A 13474-nucleotide genomic window follows, 5' to 3' on the forward strand; every position below is an offset into this window, starting at 1 on the left:
GCTCTGAAAAGCCAACCAGCCGGTTGGCTTTTTTATGGGCGCTTCTGCCGCGCTTCCCGCTCACGTCCCGGCGGCGACCCTCGCGAGTCCCCGCTTTGTCCGGAGAGTTGATATGGAACTTCGCCAGCTACGCTATTTTACGCGCATTGTTGAAACCGGCAGCATGGGCCGCGCCGCGCTCGATCTGAATATCGGCGTCTCGGCGCTCAGCCAGCAGATCGCGCGTCTGGAAAATGAGCTGTCCATTCGCCTCCTGCAGCGAACCTCTCGCGGCGTGACGCCCACCAGCGCGGGCCTCGCTTTCTACTCACAGGCGCAGCTGGCGCTGCGTCATGCCGATGATGCCATCCTCGCCGCCCGCGAGGCGCGGCTGTCGGGCCACGTCAGCGTCGGCATGGCCCCCAGCACCGCCTCCGTTCTTGGCGTACCGTTCATCAACGCGATGCGCGAGAGCTACCCCGACGTCCGCCTGCACCTGGTGGAAAGCCTCTCCGGGAATCTGGAGCGGATGATCAACACCCGCCAGCTGGATTTAGCCATCGTCTTCCAGCAGGAGAAGATCCTGCGCTGGAGCGCCAGACCGGTGCTCGAAGAGCGCCTGTTCCTGATTGGCACCCATGCGCTGTTGGCCTCGCTGCCGGATGACCCTGTTTCCCCTGACCAGCTCACCACCCTGCCGCTGATTATGCCAAGCCAGGGCCACGGCCTGCGCGGCAGGCTGGAGGCGGTTTGCCAGCAGCACAGCCTCAGCGTTGAGGTGGTGGCGGACATTGACGGTCTGGCCCTGCTGATGCAGGCCGTGCGCAGCGGACTGGGCGCCACTCTGCAGCCCGGGGCCGCTATTTCCCATCTCGACCATCAGGCGCTGAGGGTGATCGGCATCGCTAATCCGGTCCTCAGCCGCCCCAACTTTCTGGTCAGCCTGTCGGATGATGAGCTCACCCCGGCAGGCCTTGCGGCACGGGTCATACTAAGCAAAGTCATGCGCCAGCTGGTGGAGTCCGATCGCTGGCCAGGCGCCACCCTTTACGTTAACTAAACCCCTCTTTAGCGTTACGCCATAGCGCCCCGTCGCCGTTACCGCCTACATTCCCATTACAAATTTAACAATCCATTAAATTGTAAGGGAGCCGATAATGGTGGATGTACTGGTCATTGGCGGCGGCAATGCCGCGCTATGCGCCGCCTTAACCGCCCGGGAAGCCGGCGCCTCGGTGCTGCTGCTGGAGGCGGCGCCGCGGGAGTGGCGAGGCGGCAATTCGCAGCACACGCGTAACCTGCGCTGTATGCACGATGCGCCGCAGGACGTGCTGGTCGACAGCTATCCGGAAGAGGAGTACTGGCAGGATCTGCTGCGCGTCACCGAAGGGAACACCAACGAAGCGCTGGCCCGGCTGGTGATCCGCACCTCGTCACAGTGCCGGGACTGGATGCGTCAGCACGGGGTTAACTTTCAGCCGCCGCTCTCCGGCGCCCTGCACGTGGCCCGCACCAACGCCTTTTTTATGGGCGGCGGCAAAGCGCTGGTCAATGCCTATTACCGCAGCGCAGAGCGGATGGGGGTGCAGATCCGCTACAACACGCCGGTGCAGGCTCTGGAACTGCGCAACGGTGAATTTGTCGCCGCGCTGGCGGGCGAGGAACGGATTGTCGCGAGAAGCTGCGTCCTCGCCGCCGGCGGATTTGAATCCAACCGCGAGTGGCTGCGCGAGGCCTGGGGGCAAAATGACCGCGGCGAATGGCCCGCCGATAACTTTCTCATCCGCGGCACGCGCTTCAACCAGGGGGTGCTGCTCAAGTTTATGATCGACGCCGGGGCCGATATCATCGGCGATCCTTCCCAGTCCCACTGCGTCGCCATTGACGCCCGGGCGCCGCTCTATGACGGCGGGATCTGCACCCGCGTCGACTGCGTTTCGCTGGGGGTGGTGGTCAACCGCGATGCCGTGCGCTTTTATGATGAGGGGGAAGATTTCTGGCCTAAACGCTACGCCATCTGGGGCCGACTGGTCGCCCACCAGCCTGGACAGATCGGCTACTCGATCATCGACAGCAAAGCCATCGGCCACTTTATGCCCCCCGTCTTTCCCGGCGCTCAGGCCAATACCATCGAGGAACTGGCTCGCCAGCTGGGGCTGGACGGCGAACGGTTAGCGCAAACCATCGCCGACTATAATGCCGCCTGCGCGCCGGGCCAGTTCGATCACACCCGCCTGGATAACTGCGCGACCTCTGGCCTCACGCCGGCGAAAACCCACTGGGCGCGCCCCATCGATACGCCGCCTTACTACGGCTACGCCCTGCGGCCGGGGATCACCTTCACCTACCTCGGGCTCTACGTCGACGACACCGCCGCCGTCCATTTCGCCGGTCAACCTAGCCGTAATCTGTTCGTCGCCGGGGAAATGATGGCCGGCAACGTGCTGGGCAAGGGCTACACCGCCGGCGTCGGGATGTCGATCGGCACCACCTTCGGCCGCATCGCCGGCCAGCAAGCCGCCCGGGCGGCGCAGCAGGAGAAACACCATGAAGTCGCTTGAAAAGCTGATCATTGACGCGCAGATCATCACCGAGCCGGAGGCGGAAGTCGAACGGGTGATGCAGGTGTGTAACGCCTGCCGCTACTGCGAAGGGTTTTGCGCCGTGTTCCCGGCGATGACCCAGCGCCTGGCCTTTGGCAAGGCGGATATCAACTATCTGGCTAACCTGTGCCATAACTGCGGCGCTTGCCTGCATGCCTGCCAGTATGCGCCACCGCACGAGTTCGCCATTAACGTGCCGAAGGCGATGGCCGAAGTCCGGCTCGAGACCTATCAACACTACGCCCAGCCCGCCGCCTTTGGCAGCCTGTACCGCCGGGCCGGCATGACCACCGTGCTGGCGCTGGTCGGCGGCCTGATTGTCTTTCTGCTGCTGGCGATGGGGCTCAAAGGCTCGCTGCGCCATCCGCCGCTGGCGGGCGACTTCTACCAGATATTCCCCCATAACCTGCTGGCGTGGATGTTTGGTTCGGTCTTTGTGCTGGCGATTGGCTTACTGATGAGCGGGGTGATCCGCTTCTGGCGCGAGATCTCCCCGGGCCAGCCGCAACCGATTGATATTGCGAAGGCATCCCATGATGCGCTGACGCTGAAATATCTCGACGGCGGCCACGGGAAAGGCTGCAACGAAGCCGATGACGCCTTCACCCTGCTGCGCCGCCGTTTCCACCACTGCACCTTCTACGGCTTTATGCTCTGTTTCGCCGCCACCGTGGTGGCCACGGGCTATCACTATATCGCCGGCCAGGAAGCCCCCTACCCGTTCTTCAGCCTGCCGGTGCTGCTCGGTACCCTCGGCGGCATCGGCCTGCTGGTCGGCCCGGCGGGCCTGCTGTGGCTGAACCTGCGCCGCTCGCCGCTGCACGGCGACGCGCGGCAGAAACCGATGGATCGCGGATTTATTCTGCTGCTGCTGCTGACCAGCTTCACCGGCCTGGCGCTGCTGGCGGGGCGGGATACTTCGTGGATGGGCGTCCTGCTCGCCATCCACCTCGGGGTGGTGATGGCCCTGTTCTTAACCCTGCCGTATGGAAAATTTGCCCACGGATTTTATCGCTGTGCGGCGTTACTCAAGTGGGCGATTGAGAAACGCCGCGGAAAACAGGCGGGCGTCGCCGGCGACTGACCTGCCCCTCTGCACCCGATAACAACAAGATAAAGACAATGGAGATCACCCCCTATGACCCAACAACCCACCCGCGCCGGCACCGTCGGCGCTATCCTCCGCGTGACCAGCGGTAATTTTCTCGAACAGTTCGACTTCTTCCTGTTTGGCTTTTACGCCACCTATATCGCCCGCACCTTCTTTCCGGCGGAGAGCGAGTTCGCGGCGCTGATGCTCACCTTTGCGGTATTTGGCTCGGGCTTCCTGATGCGTCCTATCGGCGCGGTGGTGCTCGGCGCTTATATCGACAGAATCGGTCGCCGCAAAGGGCTGATGGTCACCCTGGCGATCATGGGCTGCGGGACGCTACTCATCGCCCTGGTCCCTGGCTATCAGACTATCGGCGTGCTGGCGCCGATCCTCGTGTTAGTGGGCCGTCTGCTGCAGGGGTTCTCGGCGGGCGTCGAGCTTGGCGGAGTGTCGGTCTATCTCTCTGAAATCGCTACGCCGGGCAATAAAGGCTTCTATACCAGCTGGCAGTCCGCCAGCCAGCAGGTGGCTATCATCATGGCGGCGCTGATCGGCTATGCGCTGAACGCCACGCTGGAACATGAGGAGATTGCCGCCTGGGGCTGGCGCATCCCCTTTTTTATTGGCTGTATGATCATTCCGCTGATTTTCGTGCTGCGCCACTCGCTGCAGGAGACCGAGGAATTCCTGCAGCGTAAACATCGCCCGGATACCAAAGAGATCCTGACCACCATCGCCAGAAACTGGCGCATTATTACCGCGGGGACGCTGCTGGTAGCGATGACCACCACCACTTTCTACTTTATTACCGTCTATACGCCAACCTACGGCAGAGCAGTGCTACACCTCAGCGCCCGCGACAGCCTGCTGGTCACCATGCTGGTGGGCATCTCCAATTTTATCTGGTTACCGATTGGCGGCGCGATCTCTGATCGGATCGGTCGTCGCCCGGTGCTGATGGGGATTACCGTGCTGGCGCTGCTCACCACCTGGCCGGTGATGCACTGGCTCACCGCCGCGCCGGATTTCACCCGTATGACGCTGGTCCTGTTGTGGTTTTCCTTCTTCTTTGGCATGTATAACGGCGCGATGGTGGCGGCGCTCACTGAAGTGATGCCGGTTTATGTCCGCACCGTGGGCTTTTCGCTGGCCTTCAGCCTCGCCACCGCCATCTTCGGCGGCCTGACGCCGGCTATCTCCACTGCCCTGGTCGAGCTTACCGGCGATAAAAGCGCGCCGGGATGGTGGCTGATGTGCGCTGCGCTGTGCGGGTTCATCGCCACCGCGCTGCTGTTCGTGCGCCTGAGTCGCGGCTATCAGCCGGCGGAGAGTCAGCGCTAAAAAAACAAACGGGCGGAGATAGACTCCGCCCGTTTGCCGCTGCCGTCTGGCTTAATGGGTGGTGTTATTGTTGCGGATCTCTTTCCAGATCTGGTCGCAGCGCGCTTTCACCGCCTGATCGTTACCGGTACGGGTAGCCTGGATACACTGCTGATAATCCAGTACCCGGACGCTCTCCTGGTTAGCAAACTGCTGGTGCTGTTTATCCTCTTTCAGGACATTCAGTACGCTCTGGCAGGCTTCAATTTTGTCCGGATTGCCTTCCGCCGTATTAATACAGGCGCTATAGGCATCTTTCAGTTTGGTGTCTTCTTTCGGTGCCGGCGACGTGGTGCAGGCCACCAGAGCCGATGCCATCATGGCAATAAGCAGCATTTTTTTCATTGTCGTTCTCCCAGAGGTGCGGCAGGCTCACGCCCGCCGCGCAGGCATCAGAAAATTGTGAACGGGGCGATAACCATGAACTTCACGTCGCGCTCATCCTGGAAGATGTTGCCGTAGCCGCCGCTCCAGCTCGGAATATCGGAATGGTTGTCGTACTGGGTAAAGTGCAGTTTAAACAGCGTGCCCTTCGCCCGGCCTTCCTGCACGGTATACAGCGCATCCAGGCTGTAGGCCGACTCTTTCAGACGGTAATCAGCGTCATAGTAGGCGTCCGGGGAGGACATTTTGCCCGGCTTCGCATCCCAGGCGTACACATAAGACGCGCCAAACGCCCAGCCCGGCATATCCCAGTTTTTCATGTCATACATCGCGCCGAAGAAGACCGCTTTTTCGCCGTTGGCGTTGAAGTCGGAACGGTTATCCCACCAGATATCGAGACGACCGTTGGAGGAGGCGTAGGTCGGGGTCATACGCTGCAGGAAGTAGCCCTGCTGGCCATCGGCCTTCACCCAGGTCCCTTCCAGACGCAGATCCAGCACATCCGCCACTTTATAGCCAAAGGTTAACGCCTGCAGCCATGCGGTGCCGTCATAGATGTCGTTGACCCCGCCGTTGCTGACCTTATCGCGAGTGCCGTAGAACTGGTAGCTGGTGCTCAACGGCGCGCCGGCGACGTCAAACTTGTAGCTGGCTTTAGCAAAGTACTGATCGATATAGCCCTGAGCCTGACCAAATGCCGCCTCCAGCACCAGGTCGTTTTTGAAATCATATTTGGCGCCGACGGAGTGGAGATAATCGACTTTGGTCTTCTTATCGTTCTGGTAGAAATCATCCATCTCGATATGCCATGGCGCTTTATACTCGTTCGTCCACATGTAGGAGAAACTTAACGCGCCCGCGGTGCCATAGTCGAAGTTGGCCCCGGCTTCCGCCCCCTGATAGGTACCCGGCATAAAGCTCCAGTGCGGCGCCAGCAGGGTCTGACCGGTTGGCTGGATGTAGCCCGCGCGCGCCCACGCCGGACCGTATTTGAATTTCGCAGCGGCTTTATACAGGCTGATGCCGCTCTTATCGCCGGAGTAGTCTTCGTCATAGGCTTTGTTACGCGACGAGAAGGCGATTTCGTTCGGGTGGCCGCTGTCGCCGTTCTCCGCCATTTCAATCGCGGTAAACGCCGCAATATCAAGGCCAAACATATCGGCGGCATAGCCGGACTGGAAGTCCAGGTTGGCGTTCCAGGTGGAGTGGGAAAGGTTGGTTTTGTATTTGTCGCCGTCGGTCACATCTTTACGGTCACGCTCACGCTGCCAGTAATAGATACCGCCGGTTAAAGTAGAATCATCGATAAAGCCTGCTGCGCTGGCCTGCGGAATCACAACCCAGCCCGACATCGCGGTGACGGCGGCAATAGCCAGCGCCAGCGTACTACGTTTGCCACTAAACGTACGCATGTGCATATCCTCTTTGACGTTTTAAAAGGCGAAGACCAGGGGGTCATTCGCTAAAAAAAATAAATAACACTGCAAAATGTGGGGCGGTGAAAAAGGCCGCGAAACCACTGTAGATAGACTATTTTTCGTGACGCGAATTATCAATGTTTTTCGTGAGGCAAAGCTTAAGATTATGACAAAGCGCACATAATTTATGTCGTTTTGTTACAGTCTTATCTCTGATGATTTTGTCATGGAAGTCATTGCAAAATCAGGGAAAAACGCAAAACCTGAAAGCGATTACATTGGTTTTTTGTATGAGACAGGAAATATCAGAAGCGTTATTTATTTCCGGTTTGAAACAGAATTAATTCGCTTCGCGAAAATAAAAAGAGTAATTTGCTGATTCTGAAACAAAAAAAGCGCCGCAGAGTGCGGCGCTTTGACGGTAGGGAAAATGTTATTCGCCCGCTTTCGCCCAGGTATCGCGCAGACCGACGGTGCGGTTAAACACCAGACTGGTTGCGGTTGCATAGCGGCTGTCGAGGCAGAAGTAACCTTCACGCTCAAACTGGTAAGCTTTACCGGCTTCCGCCTGCGCCAGGCTCGGCTCCGCGTAACCCTGTTTGATCACCAGCGATTCCGGATTGATCACCGCGAGGAAATCCTCCGCTGCACCCGGGTTTGGTACGCTGAACAGGCGATCGTAGAGACGGATCTCTACCGGCAGCGCATGCGCCGCGCTCACCCAGTGGATCACGCCTTTGACCTTGCGGCCGTCAGCCGGATCTTTACTCAGGGTGTCGGCATCGTAGGTGCAGAAGATAGTGGTGATATTGCCTTCGGCATCTTTCTCCACGCGTTCCGCTTTGATGACGTAGGCGTTGCGCAGACGCACTTCTTTGCCCAGCACCAGACGCTTGTACTGCTTGTTGGCTTCTTCACGGAAGTCCGCGCGGTCGATCCAGATTTCCGCGCTGAACGGCACTTCGCGGCTGCCCATCTCCGGCTTGTTCGGATGGTTCGGCATCGCCACCATTTCGCTTTCGCCCTGCGGGTAGTTCTCGATAACCAGTTTCACCGGATCGATCACTGCCATCGCGCGCGGCGCGTTTTCGTTGAGATCTTCGCGAATGCAGGACTCCAGCGACGCCATCTCAATAGTGTTGTCCTGCTTGGTCACGCCGATGCGCTTGCAGAATTCGCGGATGGATTCGGCGGTGTAGCCGCGACGACGCAGACCGGAGATGGTCGGCATACGCGGATCGTCCCAACCTTCCACGTGCTTCTCGGTCACCAGCTGGTTCAGCTTACGCTTGGACATCACCGTGTATTCAAGATTCAGGCGCGAGAATTCGTACTGGCGCGGGTGAACCGGGATGCTGATGTTGTCCAGCACCCAGTCGTACAGACGACGGTTGTCCTGGAACTCCAGGGTACACAGCGAGTGGGTAATGCCTTCCAGCGCATCGCTGATGCAGTGGGTGAAGTCGTACATCGGGTAGATGCACCACTTGTTGCCGGTCTGATGATGCTCAGCGAACTTAATGCGGTACAGCACCGGATCGCGCATCACGATGAACGGCGACGCCATATCGATCTTCGCGCGCAGGCAGGCCTTGCCCTCTTCGAAGCCGCCGCTGCGCATTTTTTCGAACAGCGCCAGGTTTTCTTCCACGCTGCGGTCGCGATACGGGCTGTTCTTACCCGGCGCTTTCAGGGTGCCGCGATATTCACGAATTTCATCAGGAGAGAGTTCATCAACATAGGCCAGGCCTTTGTTGATCAGCTCAACCGCATACTGATGCAGCTGATCAAAGTAATCAGACGAGTAGCAAACGTCCCCGGACCAGTGGAAACCTAACCACTGCACGTCGTTTTTAATCGACTCCACGTATTCGATATCTTCTTTCACCGGGTTGGTGTCATCGAAACGCAGGTTGCATTGGCCCTGATAATCCTGGGCGATGCCGAAGTTCAGGCAGATGGATTTCGCATGGCCAATGTGCAGATAACCGTTCGGCTCCGGCGGGAAGCGGGTGTGAACGGTGGTGTGCTTACCGGTAGCCAGATCTTCATCAATGATCTGACGGATAAAGTTAGTCGGGCGGGCTTCTGCCTCACTCATCACGGGTTCCTCAAAGCGTAAACAACGTATAACGGCACATGATCTTACAAGCAGGGCGTAGTGACAACTATTAGTTACGTAAAATAGGTATCAGAAGAGGATTATGGGGCCGATTGCTGCAAAAAAAAGCGGCGAAGGTTTCCCTTCGCCGCTGAGGCATAAACTCGACTCAGGAGCCTTACTTGCCTTTAATCTCATACAGCGGCGTCTGGCCGGCAACGACCTTACCGCTCGCCAGTATCACCAGCGCGCTGTAGTCATCGCTGTTGCTGCAGACCACCGGGCTAATCATCGAGCGCGCATTGGCGTTGAGGAAGTCCAGATCCATTTCCAGAATCGGCTCGCCCGCCTTCACGTCCGCGCCCTCTTCAACCAGACGTTTGAAGCCCTTGCCTTCCAGCGCCACGGTGTCGATACCCATGTGGACAACGATTTCCGCACCGTTGGTGGTTTCGAGGCAGAACGCGTGGTTAGTGTTGAAAATTTTCACCACGGTACCGGCGGCCGGGGCCACCACGATGTTGCTGGTCGGTTTCACCGCGATACCGTCGCCGACGGCTTTGCTGGCGAAGGCTTCGTCCGGCACCTGTTCGAGGGCCACCACGTCACCGGTAATCGGCGAAACCAGCGACTCAACGGTCTTCGCGTTCGCTACCGCCTGCGGTTTAGCCGCGGGCGCTGCGGTGGCGACGTTGCCAGCCGGCGCGGCTGCCGCTGCCGCTACCGGGCCGCGGGTCACCACTTTTTTCATCTCATCGCCGATAGACTCTGCCTTCGCGCCGACGATAACCTGGATGGTTTGCTTATTCAGTTTCACCACCCCGGACGCGCCGAGACGTTTACAGGCGGCGTCGTTGACTTTCGCCGAATCGCCCACGGTCAGGCGCAGACGGGTGATACAGGCGTCAATCGCTTTCAGGTTGTCCGTTCCGCCCACCGCGGCGATATAGCTGGTAGCCAGTTGGGTCAGGCCTTCTTCAGTGTTGCTGTTCGCTTCTTCCGTTACCACGTCAGCGGCTTTGTCTTCACGACCCGGCGTTTTCAGGTTGAACATGCGGATCACCGCGCTGAACAGCAGGAAGTAGACGAAGAAGAACACTACGCCCATCACCAGCAGCATCCAGACGTTTTTGCTGGCGGCCGGCAGGCTGTACATCAGCACGTAGTCAATAGCGCCTGCGGAGAAGGAGAAGCCCGCATGAATGCCCAGCGCCGTTGCGATGAACAGGCTGATACCGGTCAGTACCGCGTGCAGGAGGTACAGCAGCGGAGCCAGGAACATGAACAGGAATTCCAGCGGCTCGGTTACCCCGGTCAGGAACGCGGTGATGGCAACAGACAGCAGCATACCGCCCACCATCGGACGACGCGCTTTCGGAGCGGCCAGATACATCGCCAGCGCCGCGCCCGGCAGACCAAACATCATGATCGGGAAGAAGCCGGACATGAACATCCCCGCGGTGCCGTCGCCGGCGTAGAAGCGGTTGATGTCGCCGTGGAACACGGCGCCTGCGGCGTTCGTGAACTCACCAATCTGGAACCATGCGATGGTGTTCAGCACCTGATGCAGACCGGTCGGGATCAGCAGACGGTTGATAAAGCCGAAGATACCGGAACCCAGCGCCCCTGCGGAAACGATCCACTCGCCGCCCGCATGGATAGCGTGCTGCACCGGCGGCCAGACGTAGCCGAAGAGCGCCGCGAGGATCAAACAGAAGAAGCCGGTGGCGATCGGCACGAAGCGTTTGCCGCCGAAGAAGCTCAGGAAGTCCGGCAGCTTGATGCCGGCCCAGCGATTGTACACCGCCCCTGCTACCAGACCGGTAATGATACCGGCCAGTACGCCCATGTTGATTTCCGGATTGATGGTGACCATCGCTTTGGTCATCACGAAATAACCTACTGCCCCGGCCAGCGCCGCAGAGCCGGCGTTATCCTTGGACCAGCTTGACGCCACACCGATAGCAAAGATCAGCGCCAGGTTGTCGAAGATAGCCCCACCCGCTTGCGCGATGAAGGGTACATTCAACAGGTCTGGTTGCCCGAAACGCAGCAGCAATGCCGCGACCGGCAGCACTGCGATAGGGAGCTGTAACGCCCTACCCAGTCGCTGAAAGAAACCTAAAATATTCATCTTATTCCCCCTATGAGACCCCGATGAGGCTCATTTTCAAAGCCACTTTTTTATTGTGTAACAAGGTCGGTTTTATCACTTACCGGCAAAGTGTGTGAAAAATTAATTCGTATCGCAAATTAAACGGGTATTTTTTGTGATAATTATCACCAAATATCGTATTCACCCCTCCCTTAGACTGGCTAACATCGAAAACTTATTTTATCATTCAAAAAATCAACACGGATTGACCCCGGTCGGCGCAGTTGCTGCAATACTCTCCTCAGAGTGCTGGCGCCAATCCGCCAGATTCTACTTTTAACTATAGAGGTGAAGAATGAGACTGATCCCCCTGGTAACCGCTGAGCAGGTCGGTAAATGGGCTGCCCGCCATATCGTGAACCGCATTAATGCATTCAAACCAACCGCGGACCGTCCGTTCGTGCTGGGTCTGCCGACCGGCGGCACCCCGCTCACCGCCTACAAGGCGCTGGTTGAAATGCATAAAGCAGGCCAGGTTAGCTTCAAACACGTTGTCACCTTCAACATGGATGAATACGTTGGCCTGCCGAAAGAGCATCCGGAAAGCTATCATAGCTTCATGCACCGTAATTTCTTTGACCACGTTGATATTCCGGCAGAAAATATCAACCTGCTGAATGGTAACGCGCCGGACATCGATGCGGAATGCCGTCGCTATGAAGAAAAAATTCGTTCCTACGGTAAAATCCACCTGTTTATGGGCGGCGTGGGCAACGATGGCCACATCGCGTTCAACGAACCGGCCTCTTCTCTGGCGTCCCGCACCCGTATTAAGACCCTGACCCATGACACCCGTGTGGCGAACTCCCGCTTCTTCGACGGCGACGTGGATCTGGTGCCGAAATATGCGCTGACCGTCGGCGTGGGCACCCTGCTGGATGCAGAAGAAGTCATGATTCTGGTGCTGGGCCATCAGAAAGCGCTGGCGCTGCAGGCGGCAGTTGAAGGTAACGTCAACCACATGTGGACCATTACCTGTCTGCAGCTGCATCCGAAGGCGGTGATCGTCTGCGACGAACCGTCCACCATGGAGCTGAAAGTGAAGACGCTGAAATATTTCAACGAATTAGAAGCTGAAAATATTAAAGGTCTGTAATGTAGTCGCGTCCCGCGACTTTGCGCGGGACCATCTTTTTCTTTGTATGCATCATCAGGCCGGCGGCAAACGAACGTTCCCGGGCCTGATGAGACGTATATACCGGGGGTCGTAATGTATGCATTAACCCAGGGCCGGGTTTATACCGGTCATGAAATTCTCGATGACCATGCGGTTGTTATCGCTAATGGCCTTATCGAACGTCTTTGTCCGCTGGCAGATTTGCCGTCTGACATCGAGCAGCGCTCAGTCAACGGCGCGATCCTCGCCCCCGGTTTTATCGACGTCCAGCTCAACGGCTGCGGCGGCGTGCAGTTTAACGACAGCCCTGACGCGGTCACTGTCGAAACGCTGGAGATCATGCAGAAGGCCAACGAACGCTCAGGCTGCACCAGCTTCCTGCCGACGCTGATTACCTCCAGCGACGATCTGATGAAGCAAGGCGTCCGCGTGATGCGCGAATACCTGCAAAAGCACCCGAACCAGGCGCTGGGTCTGCATCTTGAAGGACCCTGGCTGAATATCGTTAAGAAAGGCACCCACAATCCCGACTACGTGCGTAAACCGGACGCGGCGCTGGTCGATTTCCTGTGCGACAACGCCGATGTGATCACCAAAGTGACCCTCGCCCCTGAGCGCGTCGAGCCGGAAGTGATCCGCAAACTGGTCGCCGCCGGGATCGTCGTCTCCGCGGGCCACTCCAACGCCACGCTGAAAGAGGCGAAAGTGGGCTTCCGCGCGGGCATTACCTTCGCCACCCACCTGTATAATGCAATGCCGTACATTACCGGCCGCGAACCGGGTCTGGCCGGGGCGATTTTTGACGAGCCGGATGTCTACTGCGGTATTATTGTCGACGGGATGCACGTCGATTACGCCAACGTGCGCAACGCCAAGCGCCTGAAAGGCGACAAACTGTGCCTGGTCACCGACGCCACCGCGCCGGCGGGGGCGAATATTGACCAGTTCATTTTTGCCGGGAAAACAATATACTACCGCAACGGGCTGTGCGTAGATGAAAACGGCACCCTCAGCGGATCTTCCCTGACCATGATTGAAGGGGTGCGTAATCTGGTTGAGCATTGCGGTGTGGCGCTGGACGAAGTATTGCGGATGGCGACGCTCTATCCCGCGCGCGCCATTGGTGTGGACAAGCAGCTCGGCAGCATTGCGCCGGGTATGGTCGCTAACCTGACCGCCTTTACACGCGATTATAAAATCACCAAGACCATCGTTAATGGTAACGAGGTCGTCACTGAGTAAGT

10 protein-coding genes are annotated in these 13474 nt (G+C 58.3%); 6 read left to right on the forward strand and 4 right to left on the reverse strand.

Annotated features, from left to right (window positions below):
- The first annotated feature begins 112 nt into the window (after positions 1-112).
- The 4 genes from tcuR to tcuC all read left to right on the forward strand — a co-directional run bounded on the left by tcuR (position 113) and on the right by tcuC (position 5016).
- Entirely contained in the window at positions 113-1039 is a 927-nt protein-coding gene (gene tcuR / locus LGM20_RS18020) for a tricarballylate utilization LysR family transcriptional regulator TcuR (RefSeq protein WP_023288855.1), read from the forward strand.
- Between the two features lie 97 nt (positions 1040-1136).
- Positions 1137-2540 carry an FAD-dependent tricarballylate dehydrogenase TcuA gene (gene tcuA, locus LGM20_RS18025; RefSeq protein WP_032455143.1) on the forward strand — a complete coding sequence of 468 codons (1404 nt, stop codon included), beginning with the start codon at positions 1137-1139 and terminating at the stop codon, positions 2538-2540.
- Positions 2527-3666 carry a tricarballylate utilization 4Fe-4S protein TcuB gene (tcuB, locus tag LGM20_RS18030; RefSeq protein WP_023288853.1) on the forward strand — a complete coding sequence of 380 codons (1140 nt, stop codon included), beginning with the start codon at positions 2527-2529 and terminating at the stop codon, positions 3664-3666. The genes tcuA and tcuB overlap by 14 nt, the downstream gene beginning before the upstream one ends.
- A 54-nt stretch (positions 3667-3720) precedes the next feature.
- Complete coding sequence (tcuC, locus tag LGM20_RS18035; protein WP_044521649.1) at positions 3721-5016, forward strand: MFS transporter; 1296 nt, start codon at positions 3721-3723, stop codon at positions 5014-5016.
- A 51-nt stretch (positions 5017-5067) separates the two neighbouring features.
- On the opposite strand, the gene LGM20_RS18040 is transcribed toward tcuC, so the two are convergent.
- The 4 genes from LGM20_RS18040 to nagE form a co-directional block, all read right to left on the reverse strand.
- Entirely contained in the window at positions 5068-5400 is a 333-nt protein-coding gene (locus tag LGM20_RS18040) for a ChiQ/YbfN family lipoprotein (protein ID WP_044521647.1), read from the reverse strand.
- Positions 5401-5447: 47 nt separating this feature from the next.
- On the reverse strand, positions 5448-6851 hold the full coding sequence (chiP, locus tag LGM20_RS18045; RefSeq protein WP_023288850.1) for a chitoporin ChiP: 1404 nt from the start codon (positions 6849-6851) through the stop codon (positions 5448-5450).
- A gap of 439 nt (positions 6852-7290) precedes the next feature.
- Complete coding sequence (glnS, locus tag LGM20_RS18055) at positions 7291-8958, reverse strand: glutamine--tRNA ligase (RefSeq protein ID WP_004885933.1); 1668 nt, start codon at positions 8956-8958, stop codon at positions 7291-7293.
- A 178-nt stretch (positions 8959-9136) separates the two neighbouring features.
- Positions 9137-11092, reverse strand: a complete 1956-nt coding sequence (nagE, locus tag LGM20_RS18060; RefSeq protein WP_044521644.1) for a PTS N-acetyl glucosamine transporter subunit IIABC — start codon at positions 11090-11092, stop codon at positions 9137-9139.
- 316 nt (positions 11093-11408) lie between these two features.
- Between nagE and nagB the strand changes: the two genes are divergently transcribed.
- Both nagB and nagA read left to right on the forward strand, forming a co-directional pair.
- Entirely contained in the window at positions 11409-12209 is an 801-nt protein-coding gene (nagB, locus tag LGM20_RS18065) for a glucosamine-6-phosphate deaminase (protein ID WP_012542446.1), read from the forward strand.
- A 114-nt stretch (positions 12210-12323) separates the two neighbouring features.
- Positions 12324-13472 (forward strand): N-acetylglucosamine-6-phosphate deacetylase, encoded by a 1149-nt coding sequence (gene nagA / locus LGM20_RS18070; RefSeq protein ID WP_032455137.1) that lies wholly within the window; start codon positions 12324-12326, stop codon positions 13470-13472.
- Positions 13473-13474: the final 2 nt, after the last annotated feature.

This window comes from Klebsiella quasipneumoniae subsp. quasipneumoniae, from assembly GCF_020525925.1.
GTDB lineage: Bacteria > Pseudomonadota > Gammaproteobacteria > Enterobacterales > Enterobacteriaceae > Klebsiella > Klebsiella quasipneumoniae.

Coding starts and splice junctions, on each gene's coding strand:
- tcuR (WP_023288855.1), top strand. CDS start 113: ATGGAACTTCGCCAGCTACGCTATTTTACGCGCATTGTTGAAACCGGC.
- tcuB (WP_023288853.1), top strand. CDS start 2,527: ATGAAGTCGCTTGAAAAGCTGATCATTGACGCGCAGATCATCACCGAG.
- LGM20_RS18040 (WP_044521647.1), bottom strand. CDS start 5,400: ATGAAAAAAATGCTGCTTATTGCCATGATGGCATCGGCTCTGGTGGCC.
- chiP (WP_023288850.1), bottom strand. CDS start 6,851: ATGCGTACGTTTAGTGGCAAACGTAGTACGCTGGCGCTGGCTATTGCC.
- nagB (WP_012542446.1), top strand. CDS start 11,409: ATGAGACTGATCCCCCTGGTAACCGCTGAGCAGGTCGGTAAATGGGCT.
- nagE (WP_044521644.1), bottom strand. CDS start 11,092: ATGAATATTTTAGGTTTCTTTCAGCGACTGGGTAGGGCGTTACAGCTC.
- glnS (WP_004885933.1), bottom strand. CDS start 8,958: ATGAGTGAGGCAGAAGCCCGCCCGACTAACTTTATCCGTCAGATCATT.
- tcuC (WP_044521649.1), top strand. CDS start 3,721: ATGACCCAACAACCCACCCGCGCCGGCACCGTCGGCGCTATCCTCCGC.
- nagA (WP_032455137.1), top strand. CDS start 12,324: ATGTATGCATTAACCCAGGGCCGGGTTTATACCGGTCATGAAATTCTC.
- tcuA (WP_032455143.1), top strand. CDS start 1,137: ATGGTGGATGTACTGGTCATTGGCGGCGGCAATGCCGCGCTATGCGCC.